We start from the raw sequence: 25,305 nt of genomic DNA, 5'->3' as shown, positions 1-25,305 counted from the left end.
AAAATACACATTAAATGATACTATCCAAATTTTGTTGAAACTTTACGGCCATGTATACGGAACAACAAACCAGGGATCTTCAATCCAAAACTGCTGTCTTTTTACAAAACTTGCCTTCGCTGCCATCCACAGAAGTGGAAGCACTGCGGGATGTATTGCGTTTTCATGAATACCGCTATTACGTGCTGGATGCACCCCTGCTGGCCGATTTCGAATACGATCAGTTATACAAAGCCCTGGAAGCAATTGAAAAAACAAATCCGGAGCTGATTCGGCCCGATTCCCCCACACAACGGGTGGCCAACTCCCTGAATGGTGCTTTTCCAACCGTAAATCACCTGGTACCAATGTTATCATTGGATAATTCCTACAATGCGGAGGATCTAATTGATTGGGATCGTCGTGTACGGGAAGGTGCCAAAACCTCCACTATTGAATACTGTGTTGAACCAAAATTTGACGGAGCAAGCATCTCACTGATTTATGAAAATGATTTGCTGGTGCGGGGAGCTACCCGTGGTGATGGCATTCAGGGGGATGATATCACCACCAATATACGTCAGATCCGTTCCGTACCCCTATCCGCCAGGTTTTCAGAATATGGTATTACACAAATTGAAATAAGGGGCGAAGTATTGCTTACAAAAAAACATTTCAAAGCTTTCAACGATAAACTGGCAGAACAAAATCTGCCACCACTTGCCAATCCGCGGAATGCGGCATCAGGATCCCTTCGGATCAAGGATCCTGAAGAAGTACGACGTCGAAATCTGGAAGCTTTTTTATACCATGTCAGCTATCATGTAGACCAGGCCAATCAAACCCCGGCCGCATTGGAAAAACACAGTTCCAGTCTGGATCTTTTATGGGAGCTCGGTTTTCGCAGTCCGGCTAAAGAAAAGCAGGTATTTACCGGCATCGAAGATGTTATTCAATATTGCCTGGATTTTGAAGCGGGGCGCGATGATCTGCCCTATGAAATTGACGGTATGGTGATTAAAGTAAACAGCCTTGATTTGCAGGATGAATTGGGAATGACAACCCATCACCCCCGATGGGCCATTGCGTACAAATTCAAAGCAAGGCAAGCTACCAGTAAACTTCGGGGAGTGGATTTTCAGGTGGGCAGAACCGGTGCCATAACACCCGTAGCAAAAATTGATCCCGTTCCAATTGGTGGTGTTACAGTAGGCTCAATTTCGCTGTTCAATGAGGATGTGATCAAAGAAAAAGACCTGATGATTGGAGACACCGTGCTGGTTGAAAGAGCAGGTGATGTGATTCCTTACATAGTAAAATCATTGGCAGAACTTCGTAACGGTGAGGAACAACCGATACTATTTCCTTCTGCCTGTCCGCGTTGTTCCAGTACGCTGGCAAGGGAAGAAGGAGAAGCTGTTTGGCGTTGTATTAATATTGATTGTCCGGCTCAGGTAGTGGAACGAATTATTCATTTTGTGTCCAAAGATGCCATGGATATCAGGAGTTTTGGAGAAGCCAATGTGCGGAAATTCTATGAACTGGGCTGGTTGTCTGATATACCGGGTATTTATCGCCTACCCTACGAAAAAATGCGGCAGTTGGGTGGATTTGGTGAGAAGTCCATCACCAATCTGCAAACCAATATTGAAAAATCGAAAACTCAGCCACTGCATCGATTGATTTTTGCTATGGGAATCCGGTATGTGGGTGAAACTACCGCTAAAACCCTTGCACAAAGTATTAGTCATTTGAATGATTTGAGCCGGATGAGTCTGGAAGAATTGCAGTCGCTGGAAGATGTTGGTGTGAAGGTTGCCAACAGCATCTACCTGTTTTTCCGGAATCAGGCCAATATAGAGCTGATAAAGGAGCTGGAAGCATTGGGACTAACCATGCAAACGGAAAAGAAAACACCGATGACAGACGGGTTATTATCCGGACAAAGTTTTCTTTTCACAGGCACCCTTAACCGATTAAAGCGGACAGAAGCGGAAGAAATGGTGGAAGCCCGCGGTGGAAAGCTGCTGAGCGGCGTCAGCAGTAAGCTGAATTACCTGGTTGTAGGGGACGATGCGGGGTCAAAACTGGAAAAGGCGAAGAAGATCCCGCAGATTCAAATCCTTACAGAAGAAGACTTTATAAAAATGATGGGTGGAGAATAAACGCATAATGATTTTGGTGCATATCTTTTCGTAACTTTAAAAAAAAGGGTACGATGATTAAATCAATATCTGGCGAAGTATGGAAGCCTCTTCAGTTTCCGGGATGGAAACACCTTCGCAAACAGTATGCCTTGTCCTCCAACGGTCGTGTTGCCAGTTATGCTGAAAAAGTTAACGAGGATGGTAAACTGTTGAACGGTTCGCTTACCACCGGTTACAAAACCTTAAATCTGCACCGGCCAGGTAATAACGGAACATTGTATATCCACCGTGAAATTGCCCGACTCTTCCTGAAGAAGCCATCACCCAGGCATCGTTATGTAATTCACCTGAATCATAACAAAACAGACAATTCAATCAAAAACCTTCAATGGGCTACACTGGAAGAAATGATCGAACACCAGCAAAGCAGTCCGGCTAAGCTGGCCTACAAAAAAGTGCAGGCAAACCGTTCAAACGGTTTAAAGCTGAATGCCACCCAGGTGCGTTCGATCAAGAAAACATTAAACAGTAAGAACCGCACCATGACCATCCGTCAGTTGGCTGAAAAATATGGGGTAAGTGAAATGACCCTCTATCGGATTAAAAGCGGTGAAAACTGGGCAAAAGTAAAATGAACAAGCTGCCTGCGATTCTGTTTTACCTTTGGACACTTTAAAACATCGCATGGCCTATCATTCTCTGGAAGCAGCCTTATTGGATTTAGAGCGGAACGGACAATTGGTTCGGATTCGCGAAGAAGTTGACCCCTATCTGGAAATGGCGGCAATACACCTGCGCATTTATGAGGCAGGAGGACCAGCCTTATTGTTTGAGCAGGTAAAGGGAAGTCGATTTCGGGCAGCTTCCAATATATTTGGAACCCTCGACCGAAGCAGGTTTCTGTTTCGGGAAAGTCTGCAGCAGGTTCAGCAATTAATTCAGTTAAAAAACGATCCCATAAAAGCACTGAAGCATCCATTTCGGTATGCAGGTGCAGGTATGGCGGCTTTAAAAGCACTTCCTTTAAGAAATCCACGCAGCAAGCCGGTCTTATTCCAAAAGATACGAATAAGCGAACTACCATTGGTACACCACTGGCCAATGGATGGAGGTGCATTTGTTACCCTGCCACAGGTATATACCGAAGATATAGACCAGCCAGGTATAATGAAAGCCAATCTGGGAATGTACAGAATCCAGTTAACCGGAAATGATTATGTGACGGATCAGGAAATTGGCCTGCATTATCAGCTGCATCGGGGCATCGGTGTTCACCAGACCAGGGCTAACAGGAAAGGACAACCGCTGAAAGTTTCTGTATTTGCAGGCGGACCACCTTCTCATACAGTTTCAGCAGTGATGCCTTTACCGGAAGGAATGAGTGAAATGACTTTTGCAGGCTTATTGGGAAGTCGAAGGTTCCGATATGCTTATCAGGATGGATTTTGCATCAGTACCGATGCAGATTTTGTAATAACCGGAGAAGTATATCCCGGAGAAAATAAACCGGAAGGCCCTTTTGGTGATCACCTCGGTTATTACAGCCTGCGACATGATTTCCCACTGATGCGGGTTCGTAATGTTTATGCGCGGAAAAATGCCATCTGGCCCTTTACAGTAGTGGGCCGACCACCGCAAGAGGATACCAGTTTTGGGCAGCTAATCCATGAAATAACAGGTGATGCCATTCCACAGGAAATACCAGGATTAAAAGAAGTACATGCAGTAGATGCTGCAGGGGTACACCCATTATTGTTAGCAGTAGGAAGTGAACGGTATACCCCTTATCTGCCCACCAAACAACCGGCAGAATTACTAACCATTGCCAATCATGTGCTGGGAACCGGGCAGTTAAGTCTGGCTAAATTCCTGTTCATAACAGCCGATGACCAGAACCGGGTCAGCACGCATAATGAAGCGGCTTTTTTTCAATTCCTCTTGGAGCGGATTCATCTGGACAGGGATATCCATTTTTATACCAATACCACTATTGACACCCTTGATTATTCAGGTACCGGATTAAATACAGGCAGTAAAGTGGTGATTGCAGCCTATGGTGATCCGGTTCGAACACTCTGCACCGAAGTGCCGGAACAGATAAATGCCATACCGTTTATTCGCGATGCGAAACTGGTTATGCCGGGTGTGGTTGCGATTCAGACATCACCCTATTCAACCCCCGAGGAAGCTGCCGTTGCCATTCAAAAAATGGATGACTACTTACGGCCATCTATACCCGAATTAAATACATTAGCTCTGCTGGTTTGGTGTGATGACGCAGCCTTTACAGCTGCCAACCTCCGAAACTGGTTATGGGTCAGCTTTACAAGAAGCAACCCATCACATGATATTTATGGGATAGATGCTTTTGTAGTAAATAAACACTGGGGATGCCGGGGACCGATGGTTCTTGATGCACGTATCAAACCACATCATGCACCCCCAGTTGAAACCGATCCGGGTGTGGAGAAAAAAATTGATCGTCTTTTTGATAAAGGCGGAAGTTTATACAGAGTTATAAAATGACAACCATGATCCAGACAAGCACCTTATCCTTTCTGAAAGGATTGAAAAAAAACAATGAAAAAACCTGGTTTGAGGCCAATCGCAAAGCATATGATGCTGCGAAAAAAAATGTGGAAGAATTTGTACAATCTATCATTGATGCACATGCGAAAAAAGATTCCGGTATTGCTGATCTGGAGGCTAAAAAATGCATGTTCCGCATCAACCGGGATGTTCGTTTTAGCAAAGACAAATCGCCCTATAAAACCAATTTTGGAGTCAGTATAAATGAGGGAGGGAAGAAGGCATTGGCTGGCGGATACTATATCCATATTGAACCGGGCAAAAGTTTTGCAGGTGGTGGAATTTATATGCCGATGCCTCCAGAGCTAAAAAAAGTTCGACAGGAGATTGACTATAATACAGAAGAATTTGAACGTATTTTGAAAGCAAAATCTTTCGCCTCGATTTATGGCGGATTATCAGATGGGGAAGGCATGAAACTATCCCGGGTACCGCAGGGGTTTGATAAGGAATCACCCGCAGCAGATTATCTCGTTTATAAAAGTTATATCGCAATGGTGCCGTTAACGGACAAGGAACTGACGGATCCCGCCATCACCAAAAAAATACTGAAAGCATTTGAAGCGTTGCAACCGCTGCTTGGTTTTATTAAACGAAGCCTTGAATAAAAGATAAAATGAGCCGAACCTGCGCAGTTGGGTTCGGCTCTTCAATATTATAATAATCCTTTTTGCAGCAGGTATTCTGCAATCTGCACGGCATTTGTTGCTGCGCCTTTGCGGAGATTATCGCTGACGATCCACATGTTTAAGGTATTCGGCTGAGATTCATCGCGACGCAGCCGTCCAACAAATACTTCATCCTTTTCATGTGCATCTTTTGGCATGGGATACTGGGCATTTGCAGGATCATCTACCAGTACAACTCCGGGAGCAGAAGCCAGCAGAGAACGAACTTCATTGATATCAAAATCTTTTGAAAACTCAACGTTCACGCTTTCTGAATGTCCGCCCATTACCGGAATTCTTACGGTGGTTGCTGTTACACGGATTGAATCATCACGCATTATTTTTTTGGTTTCATTCACCATTTTCATTTCTTCCTTGGTATAGCCGTTATCAAGAAACACATCAATCTGAGGAATTACATTCAGGTCGATGGGATATTTATACGCCATTTCCCCTTCTACCCCACTACGTTCATTCATTAATTGGGTAACTGCTTTTACTCCGGTACCAGTAACACTCTGGTAGGTAGAAACTACCAGTCGTTGAATGCCATATTTTTTATGGAGTGGATTCAATGCTACTACCATCTGAATGGTTGAGCAATTGGGATTGGCAATGATTTTATCATTGGTGGTAAGGATATCAGCGTTGAGTTCAGGAACAACCAGTGGTTTGGTAGGATCCATTCGCCAGGCGGAGGAATTATCAATTACAGTGATGCCTGCTTCGGCAAACTTTGGAGCCCATTCCAGCGAGGTACTACCGCCAGCCGAAAAGATGGCTACAGCCGGTTTGGCGGCGATGGCATCGGTCATGCTAACCACTTTGAATTTTTTTCCCTGGTACTCAACTTCTTTACCTACGGATCGTTCAGAGGCTACGGGGATCAATTCTGTGAGCGGAAAATTCCGTTCTGCCAAAACCTGTAACATTTTGGTACCTACCAGTCCGGTGGCACCCACTACTGCGACTTTCATTGCGTTTTTGCTTGCATTTGGTTAAAAAAAAAGCCTCCCCATTCTGGGAAGGCCGTGTTATTTAGTGAACATATACGAGATCACACACCTTCCATCTGTGGGAGCTGTTTTTTGGTCTTCGTTGTATGTTTCATTATAATCATGGTGCACGAAATTAATGTGTAGGGTTTTTTCACCCAAAAAAATATTTCAGGTTGACATTACTGCTGCTTCTCATTAGTTTTGAAAAATGTGGAAATGGATAGTGTGTTGTATAAGTTTACTGAATGCTGAAACTCTTGCCGGACAAGGATTTCCAGTGGTTATATCCGAGCTGATGGGTGATCCTTTGCCGAGTGTTGGATTGCCTGCAGAGGAATATATTGAGCTAACAAATGTTAGCAGTCAGAACGTGGATTTAAGTGGCTGGACGATCACAAATGGTCGAACACGCAGCCTGCTTCCGGAAGAAACATCAATTGAGCCAGGTGAGTTTCTTATCATTTGTGCCAGCCGGGCTCTTTCGTTTTTTCAGGAGTATGGCAAAACAATCGGATTGAGTCCCTTTCCAGTGATCTCCAATGCCGGAGATACTATTTTGTTGTTGGATAAACAGGGTAAGTTAATACATGCCGCAGCTCATCTGCCGGCTTTTTTTAGTCCAGATCAGGCTGATGGTGGCTGGTCGCTGGAGCTGGTGAACAAATCTATGGCCTGCCGGCAAACCGGTAACTGGAAAGCCAGTAATGATGCAAGAGGTGGTAGTCCGGGTAAAGCTAATCCGCAAGATCAGGATGAATTTTTTCAGTCTCAGGTTGATGCACTATTCGCCTGGTGTCCAACAGATAGTACCATCCGGGTTATGTTTTCGGATGGAGTGAACAGGGAAGAAGCAGAAAGAAATTCGAATTATTCATTGACGGCTGGCTATGAAATTCGTAAGGTGAAAATTCTTGAACCTTTCCAGCAGGAAGTTGAGCTTTTATTGAATAAATTGATCGATGCTCAATCAATTTATTCCCTTACGATATCAGGCATTGGTGCCTGCTCGGATGCAATTGGTACCGGAGGCCCTCCACAGGAATTGGCTTTCGGCCTGGATGACCTGGAAGAAACTTCCGTCTTGATCAACGAAATTTTATTTGACCCATCACCAGAGGGAAGTGATTATATAGAATTTATTCATACAGGTAAGCGACCCGTTAATCTTGCCAGATTTCGAATTGCGAACCGTGATAAAAATGGGGATTTGTCCGGATTACAGATGCTGGTGTCTGGTCCGCGATTTATGTATCCGGGCAACTATTTTGCTATAACTATGGGCGTAAGCTGGTTGAAACGACGGTTTCATGTGAAAGTGCCGCATGCAATAGTAGGATTGAGTTCACTTCCTTCCATGCCCAATGAAGAAGGCAAGCTGGTTCTTATCAAAGAGGACAGTACCATTCTGGATGAATTGCATTATTCAGCTAACTGGCATCATGAGATGCTGGGAAACAAAGAAAATGTTTCACTGGAACGAAGGAATAGCAGCATTAAAACGCAGGAGTCAGCTAACTGGATTTCTGCGGCTATGCATGCTGGTTACGGAACACCGGGTTATGAAAATTCACAGAGTTTGGAATCGGCTGATCAAAACAAGATGTATCCGGAAACTGAAGTATTTAGTCCGGATGGAGATGGAATTCAGGATCATTGCAGTATCCAATATCAATTCGTACAGGCAGGATATCTGACGAGTATCCGGATTTATAACCGACAGGGATTGTTGCAGCGGGTATTGGTGAATAATGTGATTTGTGCACCAGCCGGAAAGTTTATCTGGGATGGCACAGATAATAAAGGACGGGCATTGCCAAATGGATTATACCTACTTATTGCAGATACATGGCATGTTTCCGGAAAAACAAAACGTTACCGGATGTCGGTAACGTTGGGTAAAATATATTGAATAAACAGGCGCTTATTATGCCAGTTTAATTTCAAAATTCACGAGGTCAACAAATTGCTGGATGCGATCATCAATCTGTTTAGCTGAAATTTCTTTCATACGGGTTGTCCCGAATTTTTCCACACAAAAAGAAGCCAGAGCAGAACCTTTGATAATAGCCGTTTTCATATTATTGAAAGAGATATCCCTGGTAGCAGCAAGATGTCCAACAAAACCACCTGCAAATGTATCTCCGGCTCCTGTTGGATCGAATACTTCTTCCAGTGGTAGGGCAGGTGCAAAAAACACTTCATTCTCATGAAACAATAATGCTCCGTGTTCACCCTTTTTAATTACCAGGAATTTCGGTCCCATTTTCATAATTTCTTTGGCGGCTTTAACCAAAGAAAACTGACCGCTGAGCTGACGAGCTTCGCTGTCATTCACCATCAGAACATCGACTTCTTTCAGCACCAGTTCCAAATCTTCCATGGCTGAATCCATCCAAAAATTCATGGTATCCATCACAATCAGTTTGGGACGGATTTTCATTTGACGGATTACGCTCAGCTGGATACTGGGCATCAGGTTACCGAGCATCAGGAATTCTGAACCCTGGTAGGAATCCGGCACTTTGGGGTCAAATCCGGCCAGTACATTAAGCTGGGTATCCAATGTGTCGCGGGTGTTCATATCGAGGTGATATTTACCTGCCCAGAAAAAGGATTTCTCATCCTGTTTTATTTCAACGCCATCGAGCTGTACGCCTCTTGCCTGAAGGGCATCCAGTTCTTCTTTTGGGAAATCGTACCCGATAACTGAAATCTGGTTGATGGGCTGCACAAAATTAGAAGCGGCATACGCAACATAAGTGGCTGATCCGCCAATAATTTGTCCACTTTTTCCAAAAGGTGTTTCAATGGCATCAAAGGCCATAGTTCCCACTACGATTAACGACATACTTAAATTTGAAGAGTTGAATTTTCTTTGTTTACCCTCCGGGTGCCACCGATCGGGTGGCACCCGGAGGGTGGATGTAACCGGGCGCAAAAGTACCCGATTTTTTGATTTGATGCACTAACGGTTGTTCGTATGTATCTTTGAGGTCATATGGCGAAGATTAAAAGCAAAAATAATGGCACCAAAAAGGAAGTGATCGTAGAAGCTGCCACCCGCTTATTCCGCGAAAAAGGCTTCAAAGCAGCTTCCATGCGTGATCTGGCTGAAGCGGTAGGTGTGGAAGCAGCCAGCCTGTATAACCATATCCAGTCGAAAGAGGAATTGTTACAGGAAATCTGTTTTAAGGTAGCCAATACCTTTACCCACCATATCGATACCATTGAAGCGAGCGAATTGCCGGTGATCCGCAAAGTTGAATCCCTGCTTCGGTTCCATATCCGACAAATGATCGAGCAATATGAATTGGTATTGGTTGCAGATCGCGATTGGAAACACCTGTCTGACCCCTATCTCTCCAATTTTCATAACCAGCGCAGAACCTATCGAAAAAGACTCGCCGGAATAATTGAGCAGGGAATCGAAACAAAGGAAATCAAACAGGTGGATGCACCAACTGTGGTGCTGATCATGTTACATGCGGTCAATGGAATCGAAAGCTGGCATCGTAGTAAGGAAAAAATATCCGCCAAACAATTGGAAGAGAATATGGTACTGATTATGATTGAAGGCCTGAAATCCTGATCTGTAAACGATTTGAACGCTTGTTATGTCCATTCATTTTCACCCGCTGACGATCAGCGATATCCGTACCGAAACCCGGGATTGTGTATCCATCGCATTTGCTGTTCCAGAAGAATTGAAAGAAACTTACCGGTTTCGGGAGGGACAGACACTTACGCTTCGCGCCACCGTTAATGGGGAAGAAATCAGACGCTCCTATAGCATTTGTAGTTCACCATTGGAAAATGAGTTGAGAATTGCCGTGAAGGCAGTAACGGATGGTAAATTTTCGAACTATGCGAATTCCCAACTAAAAAAGGGAGATCAAATTGAAGTATTACCACCTACCGGCAAATTTTATACAAAACTGGATCCGGATTCGAACAAAGAATATGTTGCATTTGCTGCCGGCAGCGGGATTACACCAATAATTTCCATCATTAAAACTATACTTTCGAAAGAACCTCATAGCCGATTTACATTGATTTATGGGAATCGCAACCGGTCATCGATCATTTTCAGGGAGCAACTGGAAGCATTAAAAAATTTGTTTATGAATCGGTTCCGGCTAATCCATATTCTGAGCCGTGAAAAAACCGATGCGGCCATACATTACGGGCGGATTGATGCGGATAAATGTTCGGCTTTAGGGTCTACCCTACTAAATTTTAAAGGAGTTGACCATTATTTTTTATGCGGTCCGGGGGAGATGATATTTACTGTTCGTGATTTCCTTGAATCAGTTGGAGTTCCTTCCGGGGCCATTCATTTTGAATTGTTTACCACTCCCGGCCAGATCAACAACTCAGGCTCAGAGACAAAATCAGCTCCTGTGGAGAAGGGTCCGGTTGCGATGGTCACTATTAAACTGGATGGAAGATCCATTGAGTTACCAGTGCCTTATCAGGGTATGGCCATTCTGGATGCTGCTCTACAGGCAGGGGCAGATCTTCCCTATGCCTGCAAAGGCGGTGTTTGCTGTACCTGCAGGGCGAAATTGGTTGAAGGGGCGGTGGATATGGATACCAATTACGCATTGGAACCGGAAGAACTAAGGGCAGGATATATCCTGACTTGTCAGAGTCACCCGAGAAGCCAGCGTCTGTTAATTGATTTCGATCAGAAATAGATGAATTGCTAACGTTTGTTAGTATTTAAGGTGTAAATTGCTATTTTTACCATATGGAAAAACAAGGAACTATCCAGCTGGAGTCGGTATTTCAGGATCGGATTGATCAGGATATCCGGATTGAACCCAGAGATTGGATGCCGGAAAAATACCGGCAGACACTGATCCGGCAGATTTCCCAACATGCCCATAGTGAAATTGTAGGCATGTTACCGGAGGGTAACTGGATTACCCGTGCACCATCCCTTCGGCGAAAAGCCACTTTGATTGCCAAGGTACAGGATGAAGCCGGACATGGATTATATCTTTATAGCGCTGCAGAAACGCTGGGGATAAGCCGTGCTGAAATGATTGACCAGCTGCATTCAGGAAAAGCAAAATATTCAAGCATTTTTAATTACCCGACATTAAGTTGGGCTGATATCGGAGCAATTGGCTGGCTGGTGGATGGCGCTGCCATTATGAATCAGGTGCCTTTATGCCGAACTTCCTATGGACCTTATGCCCGCGCAATGGTTCGCATTTGCAAGGAAGAGAGTTTTCACCAGCGGCAGGGATTTGAAATCCTGCTCACCCTTAGCAGGGGCAATAAAGCACAGAAAGCAATGTGTCAGGATGCAATTAATCGCTGGTGGTGGCCAAGTGTGATGATGTTTGGTCCGTCTGATGACGCATCGCCCCATACCGCGCAGAGTATGGCCTGGAAAATCAAACGGTTCACCAATGATGAACTTCGTCAAAAATTCGTGGATATCTGTGCTGATCAGGTAAAAATTCTGGGAATGCTGTTACCTGATCCGGACTTGAAATGGAATGAAGCAAGGGGGCATTTTGATTTTGGCCCTATTAACTGGGAAGAATTCTGGCAGGTAATTGCCGGAAATGGTCCATGTAATAAAGAGCGGATTGCGGCGAGGGTGAAAGCGCATGAGGAAGGTGCGTGGGTTAGAGAAGCGGCATCCGCTTATGCGGAAAAACAACAAACTAAACAAACGGCAGCAGTAGCATGAAAACCTATATAACCATTCAATATTATGGCGATTATGGTGATCGGGAAACGGCCAAAGAATCGTCTGGAAATTTGCCATCTAATCGCGACTGGCCACTATGGGAAGTATTCATAAGAAGTAAAATGGGATTGGATCATAAACATGTGGGTAGTTTGCATGCAGCAGATGCACAGATGGCGATTGAGAATGCACGGGATGTTTATACCCGGCGCCAGGAAGGCATCAGTATCTGGGTGGTGGAAAGTAAAAATATCCATGCTTCCAATCCGGATGATTCCGCCAGTTTTTATGACCCTGCTGACGACAAGGTTTACAGGCATCCAACTTTTTATGAGCTGCCCGATGAACTAAAAGCCATGTAGGAAGTAGGAAGTTTGAAGTTAAAGATCTTCCCACTTCTCATTTCCCACTTCCCACTTCAAACTTCAAACTTCAAACTTCAAACTTCCCCGATGTTTCTTCTTTCTCTCCAAATGGCCGATGATGCCCTTCTACTGGGACACCGCAACAGCGAATGGACAGGGCATGGTCCGAATCTTGAACAGGATATTGCGATTTCCAATATAGCTCTGGATCTGATTGGGCAGGCAAGGAATTTTTATCAATATGCAGCTTTCCAGTTTAATGAAAACAGAACCGCATATGAAGGCCTTATAAATTCGCCGGCATTTCAACAGGTAGCGGAAAACCTTGATGAAGATGATCTCGCATACCTGCGCGATGCCAATGAATTCCGCAATCATTTACTGGTTGAATTAAATAAAGGGGATTGGGCTTTTACCATAACGCGTCAATTTTTTATCAGCTTATATCAGCAGCATTTGTACTCAGATTTACAAAAAAGCTCCGACAGGCAAATAGCAGCGATAGCTGAAAAGTCACTAAAAGAAGTGAATTATCATGTTCGCTGGAGTGGGGAGTGGGTAATCCGGCTGGGTGACGGTACGGAGGAAAGCCATCGCCGTATGCGTTCAGCAATTGATCAACTCTGGCAATATACCGGAGAATTATTTATACCGGCTGATTATCAGGAAAAGGCAGTGCAGCTGGGTATTTTAGTTAATCCGGGGACTTATCGCGAAAGCTGGATGGCAAAAGTTCGTGCTGCATTTGACCAGGCTGGTTTGGTTATCCCGGAAAGCGGTTGGACACAAAAAGGCGGCAAACAGGGCATTCATACCGAACACCTGGGTTACCTGCTGGCTGAATTACAATACCTTCAGCGCAGCTACCCCGGATCCTCGTGGTAGCAACCACCCGTCGGGTGAAAAGAGTAATATGCAGAACGAAGAAACCATATGGGAGTTATTGGAGGAGGTGAAGGATCCGGAACTGCCGGTATTATCGGTTGTGGATCTGGGAATTATCCGTTCGATCAAGCAGCAGGGTAAAGCGGTTGAGGTTACAATTACCCCCACGTATTCCGGTTGTCCGGCTATGGATATTATTGCCATGCAGATTCGGATGCAGCTAAGCAGTCGCGGTTATGCACCGGTAACCATTAAAACTGTACTCTCCCCTGCATGGACAACCGAATGGATGACCGAAGCGGGAAAAGAAAAATTAACCGCCTATGGGATTGCCCCTCCCAATCCGAAACAACAGGTTTGTACACCCGAATATTTTCAACAGGAAGAAGTGGTGCAATGCCCACATTGCAAATCACATCGTACGCATCGGATCAGTGAATTTGGTTCAACAGCCTGCAAAGCACTTTACCAATGTGATGATTGTCTGGAGCCATTTGATTATTTCAAATGTCATTAGCCTTCCCACGATCATTTATTTAATAGGTTTGTACCAGAAATAATTACAATGTCTGATTCCATACTTTTCTCCATTGAAGCCGGTGTTGGTAAAATCACCCTCAACCGCCCTGATAAACTAAATTCATTCAATCGTGAAATGGCGCTGCAGATGCAGACTGCATTAAAAGAATGTGAAGCAGTTGAAGTTCGTTCTGTTTATATAACAGGAGCAGGTAAAGCTTTTTCAGCCGGACAGGATTTATCGGAGGTGGCAGACCCCCAGGGCCCTGGAATGGCAAGAATCTTATCGGAACATTATAATCCGATTGTAATGGCGATACGGGATTTGAAAAAACCGGTTGTGGCAGCGGTGAATGGGGTTGCTGCGGGGGCGGGGGCTAATCTGGCACTTGGGTGCGATATTGTCGTAGCCGCCAAATCAGCCAGTTTTATTCAGGCCTTTTCAAAAATCGGATTGATTCCGGATAGCGGTGGCACTTTTTATTTACCCAGACTAATCGGTCATCAGAAAGCCAGTGCCATAATGATGCTGGGAGATAAAATTTCTGCCGAAGAAGCAGAGCGCCTTGGCATGATCTACAACTATTTTGAAGATGACATTTTCCAAAAGGAAGCCAATCAGATCGCAAACAAGCTTGCATTAATGCCAACAATTGGACTTGCCTATACCAAGAAAGCATTACAGTGGTCTTTTACACATACGCTGATCGAACAATTGGCCAATGAGGACAAACTGCAGCAAAGGGCTGCTAATACAGAAGATTTCAAAGAAGGCGTTCAGGCATTTCTTGAAAAACGATCACCTGTATTTAAAGGAAAATAAGATGGAAAAATCTTCATTTGAAAAGGTTACAGACCATATGATGCAACAGGATGCCTTCAGTAAATGGCTGGGAATTGAACTACTCGAAATTAAAGAAGGATATAGTCGCATTACCATGAGCGTTCGACAAGAGATGGTAAATGGATTCGGAATTGCACATGGCGGGATTGCTTTTTCTCTGGCAGACAGTGCTTTTGCGTTTGCCTGCAATAACCGCAACAATTTATCGGTAGCACTGGATACGAATATCAGTTTCACAAGAGCCGTGCAGGTTGGTGACCAGCTTACAGCAGAGGCCATCGAAATACATAATGGCAGAAGTACAGGGGTTTATTCTATATCTGTTTATAACCAGTACCAGCAACAGGTTGCGCTATTTAAAGGGACCTGTTTTCGCACCGGTAAAGCACATATATAAATTCAATTATGCGAAAATGTTTTAGTACCTTATAGGAACCAATTTGCCTCTCAACACCCTAAAACATTTGCCATGAAACAGCTTTCCAGGTGGGCTTTCCAATGGCCCCAGTCCGCAAGATTCATTATCGCTTTTGTTCAAATTCTGGTCTTCTCCTTAATGATTCAGCTTGCATATGATTTTCAGGAAATTGGAGTTTATTTACCCCTTTGGCTCTTCTGGTTTTCATTGTTGGTTGTACTGGCCGGATATTTTTTTCTTTATAATATCAGGATAAAAACAAAGCGGCGCTTAGTTGGCAGTTATTACCGAAGAAAGCTATTTGATGGTACGGTCATTGCGGCAAGTTTTTTATTAGTTCTTGTGGCCTTTAACCGAAATATGACCTGGGTTAGTTTTCAGCATGGAGTAATGGCAGGTTTAACCACTCATCAAACGTCAATTCCGGTTCAAGAAATTATTGAGCCGGCAGGAATCACAAGAAAGTCTAATAAACTTTCCCGGATGGAGAAAAAATCCTGGAGAAAAGAGATACGAAAGATCAGCCAGGATGGACAGGGCGGAAAAATTGCTTTAATCATTATACTTTCTGTAATTCTTATTCTAGGGTTAGCGGTTGTTTCCTGTGCAATTGCCTGTGAAGGTCCGGTTTTGCTGGGTATTGGAATTTTTGTAGTGGGAACAGGTGCCATTATTTATGGAATCGTTAGATGGATTCAGAAAATCAGGGGAAAACCAAAACAGAATGTTCAGTAGATTACTATATGTTTTATTCATTTAAAGGATTTATTCCTGTAGTAGATGCAAGCTCCTTTGTACATCCACAGGCATGTATAACCGGAAATGTAATTATTGGAAAAGATTGTTATGTAGGTCCGGGTGCCGCTCTAAGGGGTGATTGGGGAGGCATCATTCTGGAAGATGGCTGTAATGTTCAGGAAAACTGCACCATCCACATGTTTCCGGGTTATACTGTTCTTTTAAAAGCCGGCGCTCATATTGGTCATGGTGCAATTATTCATGGTGCACAAATTGGTAAAAATTGTCTGGTTGGTATGAATGCCGTGGTGATGGACCGGGCAGAACTAGGTGATGAATCTATTGTTGGAGCCCTGAGTTTCATTAAGGAAGGAGTTGTGATTCCACCACGCAGCCTGGTGGTTGGAAATCCGGCTAAAGTGATCAAAGAGGTAACTGATGAAATGCTGGCATGGAAAACCAAAGGCACTGCCTTGTACCAGGCCTTGCCGGCAGAATTGCATACGGAAGCCGAAGCCTGTGAGCCTTTAAGAGAGCTGCCTGCCAACCGGCCGAAGCAGGAAATTCTTTATGAAACCTGGCAGCGGTTTCAGCAGGAATGAACCCGAAAACTGGCTTAGCGGAAATAGGATTACCTTCGCGTTTTTAATATCGAATACAAGTGTCAGAGAAATCGAATTTTGTTGATCAGATAAAGATCTTTTGCCGCAGTGGCCATGGCGGAGCGGGAAGTAAACACTTCATGCGCACCAAATTCAATCCTAAAGCAGGACCTGATGGTGGGGATGGCGGACGTGGTGCCCATATCATTTTAAGGGGTAACAAGAACCTTTGGACCCTGCTCCACCTGCGTTACCATAAAAATATCCTGGCTGAAAACGGTGAGGCCGGAAGCGGAAATAATTCATCCGGCCGCAGTGGAAAGGATATTTTCATTGATGTTCCTCTTGGCACCATTGTATTTGACGAGGAATCTGGTGAAAAAGAAGCTGAAATCCTGGATGACGGACAGGAAATCATTCTGATGAAAGGCGGCCGTGGCGGTCTTGGAAATGCCCGGTTTGCGACCCCTACCAATCAGGCTCCTGAACATGCGCAACCCGGAGAACCCGGTGTGGAGGGATTCAAGATTCTGGAATTAAAAGTGTTGGCTGATGTTGGACTGGTAGGATTTCCCAATGCAGGAAAATCAACCCTGCTCAGTGTGTTGACTGCAGCTAAACCTAAAATCGCTGATTATGCATTTACTACCATTAACCCGCAGTTGGGTATGGTGGAATATAGAGACGGGCGATCTTTTTGCATTGCCGACCTCCCTGGAATTATTGAAGGAGCTGCGGAAGGCCGTGGATTAGGACATCGTTTTCTTCGCCATATAGAACGAAATTCCGCTTTGTTGTTCCTTTTGCCTGCTGACAGCAAGGATCACAGGAAAGAATTTGATATTCTTCTGAATGAGTTAAGTGAATATAATCCGGAGATGCTGGAAAAGGACATAGTCATCGCCGTTAGTAAATGCGATATGCTGGATGATGAACTAAAAGCTGCAATAAGCAGAGAATTACCTGCCGATATTCCACATCTTTTCATATCTTCTGTGGCTCAACAGGGCCTTAGTGAATTAAAAGATCTGCTATGGCAAATTCTGAACAGGCCGGTTGACTAAATAATTTACCTATGCGAAAAGGAAGTATTTTCTTAACCCTTCGACTTAGAAAATATCCGGCACTTCGCTTCCTTTCTAACCTGATGCGCAGTTGTTGGCTGTTCTTCCCGTCCATGGTATTTATTATTCTGGCATTGGTGGTTTTTTCGCAATTGAGTCAGGGTCGGGATATTTTAATATCCTTCACAGAAACAGCCGGAAATTTTGGCCATGTACTGGTAGCAAAATTCATTTTTACAATTGCTATATTTTTCTGGGTTTATGTTAGCTGGTATTCATCACGGATGGTTGGGTATATCAAGGAATATCAGCATAGGGAAGCTGTCAGAATTATTGATCCAATAATCAGTGATGAGAAATATGAAGAACTCTATGCAATGGAACTACGGTTCCTGCACCGCTTTCCCAGAATTATCGGTTATTGCTGTTTGTTAGTAGTAATTCTGGCTTTAAGTCTTCTTCAATTCCCAGACAGTAAGCTGAATCAACAACCGTTCTTATTACTCATTTCGCTTACTCTTTTGGCATGGATTGCCGACAGAACTATGATTCGATGGAGTGCAATACCCGGAAAATCTATCTTCCTGCGAAATTTAGCCTGGGTATTATTTGCACTTGTTCTTTTGCTTACAACTTTATTTGTAAAGTTGGAACTATTCCGACAACTTCCTTATATCCTGATTTTGTTGTTTCTATTGCTGGCACTTTATATGCTTTATATAAATGTTCGAAGACAGCATATGAACCGGATTGAAAGAGAATCGAAACGTTCTACCCGAATCAACCCAGTAAAATCCTGGGAAAAATTGGTTGAAGCGGGCATGAATTATCTTCATTTGCCGAAGGAAGAAAAAAACTACTTTGCTGTATTTAATTTGGTGGGATTAATTGGGTTATTCTTTTATTTACTTGCTATTAATTCTCTAACTGCCAGTGTACAAATGGGCCCTTTTGCAGTTCTCTTGCTTGCATTTGCTGTATTACTGGGTTTTGGGAATTTGCTCTCTGCATTATCCTGTAAATACCAGCTCAATGTTCACTTTATCATCCTTTTGCTGGCAGCGTTTTTGCCTACACCGGATCATCATATTGTACGCACAGCTGCCTTAACTGATCGGCAGGTTGATCCGGCCATTTATTCCAGGCGCCAGCACTTATCCGAATATTTTAATAACTGGTTAGTAAGCCGGCCAGAAATAGACACCATGTCTGATTATGATATGAATCTGGTGCTTGCCAATGGAGGTGCTTCGCGTTCAGCCTATTGGGTAGCAACTGTTTTGGGTAAACTGGAAGATGCATCATTAAAAGATTCACGCGGACGATTTTCACGTCATTTATTCTGTTTATCAGGCACCTCCGGTGGAGCTCTGGGTATTTCAAATTTTTACACCACCCTGCTGCATCAAGAGGAAAAAGAAGCGGTTAGGGGATTTGAGGAATCAGGTCGGAATTTTTTACGCCAGGATTTTTTGAGTTTTACACTGGCAAGGATGCTGGGATCGGATTTTTTCAATTATATCCCGCTGTTGAATCAGGTTGTACCAAATGAAGACCGTGCAGAAGCATTGGAACAGGCCATTGAAAAAGGGCTGGATAACGCCTATTACCGGGTAGGATTTGATAGCACCTGGTTCGATCAATGCCTCACACAAACAGGCAAACCGCATAGCTTACCCATACTTTTTATCAATACTACCAGAGTAAAAGACGGGAGTCCGGGTGTGGTTTCAAATATTCATATATCGCCCAATATTTTTAACCGGCGGGTGGATGTAGCAGCTCTCTTACCAGTTAATCAGACGATCCGCCTCAGTACAGCTACCATACTCGGTGCAAGGTTTCCTTATATTAGTCCGGCTGGACGAATTAACCAACATAAAAACCCTTCCACTGAAAATGGATCAGATACACTTCGTGCGCACTATTTTGTGGATGGAGGATATTTTGACAATTCAGGTGCGGGTGCTGTGCAGGAAATGATCCGAACGCTTTTGTTACTTGCCGGAAGCAGTAAGGATCCTGTAATACGTCAGCGGGCAACCAAATTGAATATTCGTGTAATTCATATCACCAATAGTCCACAGGGTACGGTTCCCCTTAAACCCATCGGCCCTTTTGTAAATGACTTATTATCTCCACTACTTACAATTACAGGTGCATTTGATATGCAAACTACAGTGAACGATCGTCGGTTTATTACCTACATGAATGATCTCAGGGATATTACTCAAGGTGGGCCATTTCGCTCTTTCGATTATATTCCCATACATCTTTACAATGATCCTGCACATCCTTCAGACAGTTTATCAAAAGGACCCTATGCTATGAACTGGTTTATATCCGACAGCGTCCGGAACCAGATGGATCGTCGTTTGAAGAACCAACCAAGACTGGAAATGTTAATAAATGAATACAGCTCCCATTCAAGGTGATAATTTGATAATATGAATTTAATTTACCGGTAACTTTGTATGTATAGGTTGCAGCCATGGAAAGTTCTGCTGGCATACGAAAATTAGTCCTGATTCTCCTAACAGGATGTTTTGTTACCTGCCTCCCCCACAAAAGTAGCCAGGCACAGGGACGAAAAAATGTCCAACCCAAGGATACTCTGATTGCAAGCATTGAATTTCTCAAAGCTGAAGATGGTCAATTACATTTCAGAGCACAATATTTTAGCTCGAAAAAAGAAAAGACAACCTTGTATGTCAGGGATCAGGATGGTGAATTGGTATTTGAAGATAAACTGACTGGAATTCAGGCACAGAAAATTTATGCAATTCCTTCAGCATGTTCCAGAGAGCTCGTTTTTGAATGGGTAAAACCGCAACGGATCTTAATAAAAAAATTCAAAGTATTCCGGTCGGAAACAAGTTATGTAACAGTAAGCCGAATGAACTAAACAGCCGGACCATTATCTTTCCACTTCCATAAATGGATGCAGGCATAGGTACGGTAGGGTGCCCATTTTTTAGAAATTTTAAGCATTTTTTCCTTGAATGTTTTCTTATCAGAATCATCCAACTTGTATAATTTTTTCATGGCCATTTGAATACCGAGATCATCCACTGCAAAAACATCTTCCCGTCCCATTGCAAACATAAGTAGCATTTCAACCGTCCACCGACCTACGCCTTTAATCTGTGTGAGGTAAATAATTACTTCCTCGTTGGATAATTTCTCCAGTTTTTTCCAGTCCATACCCTGTTCCATAGCAAACCTCGCCACATTCTGAATATAATTAACCTTGGCATTTGATAATCCAATTCCCCTTAAGGACTCGAATGGAGTATCCAGAATTTGTTGAGGAATAGGCGGATTTCCTTCATAAAGGGCAAGAAATCGCTGTTTAATAACGGCAGCAACTTTTACTGAAAGTTGCTGACTCATTATGGAGCTGCATAGATAAAAATCAATTCTTTTTTGCTTTTTCAAAGTATATGGCTCGCCATCCAGTATGGAAGCCATTTTTTTATCTAGGGATAATTGTTCTAAATATAACATACCCGAAAGTAGTAATTAACTTTACAGAATGGAAAGAATAGTTCAGGCAACTTCAGATGGAAGCCATACGATTGCCGTTCCAGAAATGGATGTAACCTATCACTCCAAACATGGAGCCATTCAGGAATCAAAGCATGTCTTTATTGAAGCAGGATTAAAGTACCAGATGGAAAAAACGGAGGGTACATTTAATCTGTTTGAAATGGGATTTGGAACAGGGCTCAATGCATTGCTAACAGTTTTAGAAAATAGCACCCGGTTGATTCGATATGAAAGCCTGGAAGCATTTCCTCTTGAACCCGCAATGGCAGGATCACTCAATTATGGCGAATTATTGCCTAATAAAAATGCGCGCAATTTTTTAAGGCAACTTCATGAAGCAAATTGGAATGAATGGGTTTCAATTACGGACAGTTTTCAACTCTGCAAACGAAATCAGGATCTCATTGATTTTAATTCTGCGGAATTAATTGACCTGATTTATTTTGATGCATTTGCACCGACTGCTCAACCCAAATTATGGACGGAGTCGATTTTTCGGAAATTAAATAAGTGGATGAAACCAACCGGTGTTTTGGTAACCTATTGTAGCAAAGGGGATGTAAGAAGAGCAATGGTTGCCGCAGGTTTACAGGTGGAAAAAATACCCGGTCCACCGGGCAAACGGGAAATGGTGCGGGCAATTAAACCTGCCTAGGTTCAGAGAAAAAATCCAGCTCGAATGGCGAGTCTGCGGTATTTGGTATCAATTTCATCGGTTCCTCTTGTAGATTTGGTTGCCTGGTAACGATATCCAATACTTAATAAAAACCCTGCAGATCGGTTAAATGGAATTTTTACTCCAAGTCCCGCAGCATATAGAAGTCCGCCTTTAAAGTCTTCTCCATTCTGAGAATCCTGGGTGATATTGGCACCATATCCTGCATCAATAAAATAAAAAGGAAGAACTGTTCCTTTATTAGTCAGATCTCCCCGAAAACTTGCAAATAAAGGAACAATGGTTTGTGTTGCATACAAATCAACCCCTGTTCCAAATCCCAGCATAGCTGCCTGGCTGAATTTATATCCATTTATGGTTTGAAAGGAGAAGGCAGCGGTGGTGACGCCTTCAACCGTAGTTTTACCGGCAACCAGCGGCCCCAATTCAGAGAAGTGGGCAAACCCTTTTGTCTTATAGGAAAAATTCCGGAAGCGATCTTCTGATTTCAGTTCTTTGATATCAGCTTTGCTGAATACCCATATCGTTCCATCCTGGGTTTGAATACTTACCTGTTGATCATTATTATTAAGTAAATTTCCTCTGATGGCGCTGCCATTTTTCAAATACAGAACATCTTCTTTTTTTCCCTGACCAAATGAATTGACGTAAAGCAGTGAAAATAAAACGAAAAGTGAAATTCTCATACGACAAAATTTAACTCTCCGCCCATTCTCTGAAAGCAGAAACACGTTCTCTGCTAACAATGAGTTCATCTAAATTTGAACCTGCTTTCACATTGAGTTTAAGGCGGCTGTTAATATATGGTTTTATATGTTGAATAGCGGATGCCTGTACAATGATGCTTCTGTTTAGCCTGAAAAACTGCCTGGGATCCAACATTTGTTCCAGATTCTCAAGCGTATGATCCACCAGATAACGTGTACCGTCATGCGCGTTTAAATATACTATTTTATTATCAGCCGAAAAGTAGGCGATCTCTGTTGCTTCAATAAAAAAACTACGATTTCCGATTCGGGCTAAAAACCTGGACTTATAGGTGCGTGTGGTACTAGTTTGTTTTCCACTCAGCCAATCCAGTTTATCAAGTGCCTGTTTAAAAGCAGCTTTTGAAACCGGCTTTAATAAATAATCAATACTCAGCAACTTAAAGGCATCCAATGCATAGGTATCAAAGGCAGTGGTAAAAATGATCGGTGATTGGGTTTTGATTTTTCGGAAAATTTCGAAAGAGGCTCCGTCAGATAATTGAATATCCATCAGAATTAGATCTGGTGCGGCATTTTCCTGCAGCCAGGTGATGGTTTCAGAAATGCTGTCAATTACTGCCACGACTTTGGCATTGGGGCGTAATTGTTGGAGTAAAACTATCAGCCTTTCAGCGGCAAGTGGTTCATCTTCTACAATAAGCGTTCGCATAAACAAAAGTCAGTTTATCAATGGCAAATAAACACTGAAAATCTTTTCATCCTGTTTGACAGTTATCGTCTTACCCGTACTCAACTCGTATCGTTGTTGAATGTTTTTGAGCCCAATACGGGTTGAAGGCTCTACAGGTGCTTTGATTTGCAGGTTATTACTAACAACCAAACTATTGTTTCCGTTCACTGAAATATCAATAACCAATGGAAATTGTTTAGACAGAACATTGTGTTTGATGGCATTTTCAATCAAAAGTTGCAATGCACCGGGAACAATCAGTTTCATTTTGTCTGCTTCCTGAACATAAAGAGACACAGATAAACTATCGGGAAATCGCTTTTTAAGCAGGAATATATAGGGCTGAATGAATTCAAGTTCAGAACGAAGGGGAACGAGTTCCTTATCCTGATTGCTTAAAATATGCCTGTAAACTGTTGCAAAAGATTCCACAAACTCATTCGCATCCGGGTTGTCTTTCACCAATAACCCTGACAGTACATTAAGGTTATTAAAAAGAAAATGTGGATTGATCTGGTTGCGAATCGCCTGCAATTGTGCCTGTACGGATATCCGCTTTAATGATTCTGCTTCCACTTCCTTTTGCCGAAGGTTACTTATAAATACAAAGAGGGCATTAATTGTATGCAGAAAAAGGTTGATACGGGTTGCATACATGGTGGTAAGTTTGGCAGGCAGCATAAAAGCCTTACCAGACAAATCAGTAAACCCTTTACCCGTAATGGATATAATAAGCAGTGCTAATACTATTGAACTAATGGTTCCTGCAAGAAAAAAAATACCCAAACGGTTCCAGGTTGGCTTGTTTGCCCATAATTTATTGATCTTAACTTCCAGCAACCGGTTTGTTTCCCATATTGCCAGGGTAACTAACAGCATCGTCAGCAGGCTAAGGTACCAGGGTGCATCGATTTTGTAATATGTATACACTTCCGCAAAAAGCGTATTCAGATAGGAATAGCTTCCCAGCAGGAGGATCAGCCAAAATCGGTGTTTATGGGCAAACATGGGTTGAGGTTAAGTAAGAAGATAGTTCCGGTGTTTAAACCGGAACTATCTAGCCATCCCCGCAGTATCAAAACTACTACAATCTTTCTACAGGATAACGCGATCGATTACATGTACCACACCATTGGTGGTCGTAATATTAAAGGTGGCTCCAGGGGTAGTGGTAACAACATTGCTCGCCACACTGTTACTACCGGTTTTCTTAACACTTGGAGGAGTTGTTCCAATAGTAAGTGTAGCATTGGTATTTAGAGTTGGAGCAGTTGTATTATTGATCAGATCACTAGCGTATACATTTGTACCAATAACGTGCTGAGCAACGATAGCTGCCACTTCCTCTTCAGATAATCCGTCAATAGTTGCCTGTGTTACGCCAGCTGCTTCAAAAGCGTCATTGGTAGGAGCAAATACGGTATATTTTCCGGGATTGCTGATTGCATCAAGCAATCCTGCTTTTACAACTGCTGATACCAGAATGGAGAAATCATCAGAAGAGGTTGCAACACCTGCAATGGTTAGGGTTGGAGGAATCAGAACACTGCTGATTACATGGATAACGCCATTACTTGCAGATACATCTGCTGTTTTTACAGCCACTCCATTTACAAAAACACCATTTGCATTTTTTGAAGCGAAAATCAATTTTTGAGCCAGACTTCTAACACTGTCACTTGCAGGAACATCAGCAGAACCAACTCTGGCTCCAACAACATGATACAAGAGAATATCAGCCAAAGCCTGTGGAGTAGCACTGTTAATAAACGCCTGAGTTACGCCGGCTGCTGCAAAAGCATCATTATCCGGTGCAAAAACAGTGAGATTACCTGGCGCACTCAATTCATCTGCCAATCCGGCTTTTGTTACAGCGGATAATAGCAGGGAAAAATTGGGATTGGTTGCAACCACATCTGTAATAGTTGGTACAGGTGGCTCATCATCATCGTCATCTGAGCAGGCAGAGAAGGTCACAATACTGAATAAGGCTACCGCCATAAGAAAAATGCGGGATGTCATAAATTTTTTCATGATGCTAGATTTTCCTTTTGTAACAGATTTTAAATGCAAAAGATGAACAGAATGGAGTGAGTTGTTGAGATTAAGGAGTGAGT

26 protein-coding genes are annotated in these 25,305 nt (G+C 43.1%); 19 read left to right on the top strand and 7 right to left on the bottom strand.

Annotated elements, in window-relative coordinates:
- Window positions 1–50: 50 nt before the first annotated feature.
- The 4 genes from ligA to B2746_RS22500 are packed head-to-tail and all read left to right on the top strand — an operon-like array spanning window position 51 to window position 5,323.
- Entirely contained in the window at window positions 51–2,144 is a 2,094-nt protein-coding gene (gene ligA, locus B2746_RS22515; RefSeq protein WP_290799364.1) for an NAD-dependent DNA ligase LigA, read from the top strand.
- 53 nt (window positions 2,145–2,197) lie between these two features.
- On the top strand, window positions 2,198–2,761 hold the full coding sequence (locus B2746_RS22510) for an NUMOD4 domain-containing protein (RefSeq protein WP_290799362.1): 564 nt from the start codon (window positions 2,198–2,200) through the stop codon (window positions 2,759–2,761).
- Between the two features lie 49 nt (window positions 2,762–2,810).
- Window positions 2,811–4,652 (top strand): UbiD family decarboxylase, encoded by a 1,842-nt coding sequence (locus B2746_RS22505; protein ID WP_290799360.1) that lies wholly within the window; start codon window positions 2,811–2,813, stop codon window positions 4,650–4,652.
- Between the two features lie 5 nt (window positions 4,653–4,657).
- Window positions 4,658–5,323, top strand: coding sequence for a DUF2461 domain-containing protein (locus B2746_RS22500; RefSeq protein ID WP_290799358.1), 666 nt, complete (start codon window positions 4,658–4,660; stop codon window positions 5,321–5,323).
- Between the two features lie 47 nt (window positions 5,324–5,370).
- On the opposite strand, the gene B2746_RS22495 is transcribed toward B2746_RS22500, so the two are convergent.
- Window positions 5,371–6,360 (bottom strand): aspartate-semialdehyde dehydrogenase, encoded by a 990-nt coding sequence (locus B2746_RS22495; protein WP_290799357.1) that lies wholly within the window; start codon window positions 6,358–6,360, stop codon window positions 5,371–5,373.
- A gap of 229 nt (window positions 6,361–6,589) precedes the next feature.
- Here B2746_RS22495 and B2746_RS22490 point away from each other — a divergent pair, with 229 nt between their 5' ends.
- Window positions 6,590–8,290: a lamin tail domain-containing protein gene (locus B2746_RS22490; RefSeq protein ID WP_290799355.1), complete on the top strand. Its 1,701-nt coding sequence runs from the start codon at window positions 6,590–6,592 to the stop codon at window positions 8,288–8,290.
- 15 nt (window positions 8,291–8,305) lie between these two features.
- On the opposite strand, the gene B2746_RS22485 is transcribed toward B2746_RS22490, so the two are convergent.
- Window positions 8,306–9,229 (bottom strand): PfkB family carbohydrate kinase, encoded by a 924-nt coding sequence (locus B2746_RS22485; RefSeq protein ID WP_290799353.1) that lies wholly within the window; start codon window positions 9,227–9,229, stop codon window positions 8,306–8,308.
- 150 nt (window positions 9,230–9,379) lie between these two features.
- Between B2746_RS22485 and B2746_RS22480 the strand changes: the two genes are divergently transcribed.
- From B2746_RS22480 to B2746_RS22420, 13 genes are all read left to right on the top strand, one after another.
- Entirely contained in the window at window positions 9,380–9,970 is a 591-nt protein-coding gene (locus B2746_RS22480; RefSeq protein ID WP_290799351.1) for a TetR/AcrR family transcriptional regulator, read from the top strand.
- Between the two features lie 25 nt (window positions 9,971–9,995).
- Window positions 9,996–11,078, top strand: coding sequence for a 1,2-phenylacetyl-CoA epoxidase subunit PaaE (gene paaE / locus B2746_RS22475; RefSeq protein WP_290799349.1), 1,083 nt, complete (start codon window positions 9,996–9,998; stop codon window positions 11,076–11,078).
- A gap of 53 nt (window positions 11,079–11,131) precedes the next feature.
- Window positions 11,132–12,088, top strand: a complete 957-nt coding sequence (gene paaA, locus B2746_RS22470; protein WP_290799347.1) for a 1,2-phenylacetyl-CoA epoxidase subunit PaaA — start codon at window positions 11,132–11,134, stop codon at window positions 12,086–12,088.
- A gap of 71 nt (window positions 12,089–12,159) precedes the next feature.
- Window positions 12,160–12,450, top strand: coding sequence for a 1,2-phenylacetyl-CoA epoxidase subunit PaaB (gene paaB, locus B2746_RS22465; protein WP_290799445.1), 291 nt, complete (start codon window positions 12,160–12,162; stop codon window positions 12,448–12,450).
- A 90-nt stretch (window positions 12,451–12,540) separates the two neighbouring features.
- Window positions 12,541–13,338, top strand: coding sequence for a 1,2-phenylacetyl-CoA epoxidase subunit PaaC (gene paaC, locus B2746_RS22460; RefSeq protein ID WP_290799345.1), 798 nt, complete (start codon window positions 12,541–12,543; stop codon window positions 13,336–13,338).
- A 28-nt stretch (window positions 13,339–13,366) separates the two neighbouring features.
- Entirely contained in the window at window positions 13,367–13,855 is a 489-nt protein-coding gene (gene paaD, locus B2746_RS22455; protein WP_290799343.1) for a 1,2-phenylacetyl-CoA epoxidase subunit PaaD, read from the top strand.
- Between the two features lie 48 nt (window positions 13,856–13,903).
- Entirely contained in the window at window positions 13,904–14,680 is a 777-nt protein-coding gene (locus B2746_RS22450) for an enoyl-CoA hydratase-related protein (RefSeq protein WP_290799341.1), read from the top strand.
- A gap of 1 nt (window position 14,681) precedes the next feature.
- Entirely contained in the window at window positions 14,682–15,098 is a 417-nt protein-coding gene (gene paaI / locus B2746_RS22445) for a hydroxyphenylacetyl-CoA thioesterase PaaI (protein WP_290799340.1), read from the top strand.
- Between the two features lie 72 nt (window positions 15,099–15,170).
- A complete protein-coding gene (locus B2746_RS22440; protein ID WP_290799339.1) occupies window positions 15,171–15,854 on the top strand; it encodes a hypothetical protein in 684 nt (227 codons plus the stop codon).
- Window positions 15,855–15,862: 8 nt separating this feature from the next.
- The gene (locus tag B2746_RS22435) at window positions 15,863–16,459 is read left to right on the top strand and encodes a transferase hexapeptide repeat family protein (protein WP_290799337.1); all 597 of its coding nucleotides are present in this window, start codon (window positions 15,863–15,865) and stop codon (window positions 16,457–16,459) included.
- A gap of 59 nt (window positions 16,460–16,518) precedes the next feature.
- The gene (gene obgE / locus B2746_RS22430) at window positions 16,519–17,523 is read left to right on the top strand and encodes a GTPase ObgE (protein WP_290799335.1); all 1,005 of its coding nucleotides are present in this window, start codon (window positions 16,519–16,521) and stop codon (window positions 17,521–17,523) included.
- Window positions 17,524–17,534: 11 nt separating this feature from the next.
- Window positions 17,535–19,958: a hypothetical protein gene (locus B2746_RS22425; RefSeq protein WP_290799333.1), complete on the top strand. Its 2,424-nt coding sequence runs from the start codon at window positions 17,535–17,537 to the stop codon at window positions 19,956–19,958.
- A gap of 56 nt (window positions 19,959–20,014) precedes the next feature.
- Window positions 20,015–20,428: a hypothetical protein gene (locus tag B2746_RS22420; RefSeq protein ID WP_290799331.1), complete on the top strand. Its 414-nt coding sequence runs from the start codon at window positions 20,015–20,017 to the stop codon at window positions 20,426–20,428.
- Here the strand turns inward: B2746_RS22420 and B2746_RS22415 are convergent.
- The gene (locus B2746_RS22415; protein WP_290799329.1) at window positions 20,425–21,030 is read right to left on the bottom strand and encodes a DNA-3-methyladenine glycosylase family protein; all 606 of its coding nucleotides are present in this window, start codon (window positions 21,028–21,030) and stop codon (window positions 20,425–20,427) included. The two genes, B2746_RS22420 and B2746_RS22415, sit on opposite strands and share 4 nt — an antisense overlap.
- A 28-nt stretch (window positions 21,031–21,058) precedes the next feature.
- Here B2746_RS22415 and mnmD point away from each other — a divergent pair, with 28 nt between their 5' ends.
- Window positions 21,059–21,727: a tRNA (5-methylaminomethyl-2-thiouridine)(34)-methyltransferase MnmD gene (gene mnmD, locus B2746_RS22410; protein WP_290799327.1), complete on the top strand. Its 669-nt coding sequence runs from the start codon at window positions 21,059–21,061 to the stop codon at window positions 21,725–21,727.
- Between the two features lie 2 nt (window positions 21,728–21,729).
- Here mnmD and B2746_RS22405 read toward each other — a convergent pair whose 3' ends face one another.
- From B2746_RS22405 to B2746_RS22390, 4 genes are all read right to left on the bottom strand, one after another.
- Window positions 21,730–22,434, bottom strand: coding sequence for a hypothetical protein (locus B2746_RS22405; protein ID WP_290799325.1), 705 nt, complete (start codon window positions 22,432–22,434; stop codon window positions 21,730–21,732).
- Between the two features lie 10 nt (window positions 22,435–22,444).
- A complete protein-coding gene (locus B2746_RS22400) occupies window positions 22,445–23,167 on the bottom strand; it encodes a LytR/AlgR family response regulator transcription factor (protein WP_290799323.1) in 723 nt (240 codons plus the stop codon).
- A gap of 9 nt (window positions 23,168–23,176) precedes the next feature.
- Window positions 23,177–24,196, bottom strand: a complete 1,020-nt coding sequence (locus tag B2746_RS22395; RefSeq protein WP_290799321.1) for a sensor histidine kinase — start codon at window positions 24,194–24,196, stop codon at window positions 23,177–23,179.
- 87 nt (window positions 24,197–24,283) lie between these two features.
- On the bottom strand, window positions 24,284–25,222 hold the full coding sequence (locus B2746_RS22390) for a fasciclin domain-containing protein (protein WP_290799320.1): 939 nt from the start codon (window positions 25,220–25,222) through the stop codon (window positions 24,284–24,286).
- Between the last annotated feature and the right edge of the window lie 83 nt (window positions 25,223–25,305).

It is taken from the genome of Flavihumibacter sp. UBA7668 (genome assembly GCF_002483205.1).
In the GTDB taxonomy this organism is placed as follows: Bacteria; Bacteroidota; Bacteroidia; order Chitinophagales; family Chitinophagaceae; genus Flavihumibacter.
Note: the sequence above shows the minus strand (reverse complement) of the source record. Positions and strands in the feature narration are given on the sequence as shown.

Excerpts from the sequence above, each read along its gene's own strand:
- ligA (WP_290799364.1), top strand. The coding sequence starts at position 51 with ATGTATACGGAACAACAAACCAGGGATCTTCAATCCAAAACTGCTGTC.
- B2746_RS22510 (WP_290799362.1), top strand. The coding sequence starts at position 2,198 with ATGATTAAATCAATATCTGGCGAAGTATGGAAGCCTCTTCAGTTTCCG.
- B2746_RS22505 (WP_290799360.1), top strand. The coding sequence starts at position 2,811 with ATGGCCTATCATTCTCTGGAAGCAGCCTTATTGGATTTAGAGCGGAAC.
- B2746_RS22500 (WP_290799358.1), top strand. The coding sequence starts at position 4,658 with ATGATCCAGACAAGCACCTTATCCTTTCTGAAAGGATTGAAAAAAAAC.
- B2746_RS22495 (WP_290799357.1), bottom strand. The coding sequence starts at position 6,360 with ATGAAAGTCGCAGTAGTGGGTGCCACCGGACTGGTAGGTACCAAAATG.
- B2746_RS22490 (WP_290799355.1), top strand. The coding sequence starts at position 6,590 with ATGTGGAAATGGATAGTGTGTTGTATAAGTTTACTGAATGCTGAAACT.
- B2746_RS22485 (WP_290799353.1), bottom strand. The coding sequence starts at position 9,229 with ATGTCGTTAATCGTAGTGGGAACTATGGCCTTTGATGCCATTGAAACA.
- B2746_RS22480 (WP_290799351.1), top strand. The coding sequence starts at position 9,380 with ATGGCGAAGATTAAAAGCAAAAATAATGGCACCAAAAAGGAAGTGATC.
- paaE (WP_290799349.1), top strand. The coding sequence starts at position 9,996 with ATGTCCATTCATTTTCACCCGCTGACGATCAGCGATATCCGTACCGAA.
- paaA (WP_290799347.1), top strand. The coding sequence starts at position 11,132 with ATGGAAAAACAAGGAACTATCCAGCTGGAGTCGGTATTTCAGGATCGG.
- paaC (WP_290799345.1), top strand. The coding sequence starts at position 12,541 with ATGTTTCTTCTTTCTCTCCAAATGGCCGATGATGCCCTTCTACTGGGA.
- paaD (WP_290799343.1), top strand. The coding sequence starts at position 13,367 with ATGCAGAACGAAGAAACCATATGGGAGTTATTGGAGGAGGTGAAGGAT.
- B2746_RS22450 (WP_290799341.1), top strand. The coding sequence starts at position 13,904 with ATGTCTGATTCCATACTTTTCTCCATTGAAGCCGGTGTTGGTAAAATC.
- paaI (WP_290799340.1), top strand. The coding sequence starts at position 14,682 with ATGGAAAAATCTTCATTTGAAAAGGTTACAGACCATATGATGCAACAG.
- B2746_RS22440 (WP_290799339.1), top strand. The coding sequence starts at position 15,171 with ATGAAACAGCTTTCCAGGTGGGCTTTCCAATGGCCCCAGTCCGCAAGA.
- B2746_RS22435 (WP_290799337.1), top strand. The coding sequence starts at position 15,863 with ATGTTTTATTCATTTAAAGGATTTATTCCTGTAGTAGATGCAAGCTCC.
- B2746_RS22425 (WP_290799333.1), top strand. The coding sequence starts at position 17,535 with ATGCGAAAAGGAAGTATTTTCTTAACCCTTCGACTTAGAAAATATCCG.
- B2746_RS22420 (WP_290799331.1), top strand. The coding sequence starts at position 20,015 with ATGGAAAGTTCTGCTGGCATACGAAAATTAGTCCTGATTCTCCTAACA.
- B2746_RS22415 (WP_290799329.1), bottom strand. The coding sequence starts at position 21,030 with ATGTTATATTTAGAACAATTATCCCTAGATAAAAAAATGGCTTCCATA.
- mnmD (WP_290799327.1), top strand. The coding sequence starts at position 21,059 with ATGGAAAGAATAGTTCAGGCAACTTCAGATGGAAGCCATACGATTGCC.
- B2746_RS22405 (WP_290799325.1), bottom strand. The coding sequence starts at position 22,434 with ATGAGAATTTCACTTTTCGTTTTATTTTCACTGCTTTACGTCAATTCA.
- B2746_RS22400 (WP_290799323.1), bottom strand. The coding sequence starts at position 23,167 with ATGCGAACGCTTATTGTAGAAGATGAACCACTTGCCGCTGAAAGGCTG.
- B2746_RS22395 (WP_290799321.1), bottom strand. The coding sequence starts at position 24,196 with ATGTTTGCCCATAAACACCGATTTTGGCTGATCCTCCTGCTGGGAAGC.
- B2746_RS22390 (WP_290799320.1), bottom strand. The coding sequence starts at position 25,222 with ATGAAAAAATTTATGACATCCCGCATTTTTCTTATGGCGGTAGCCTTA.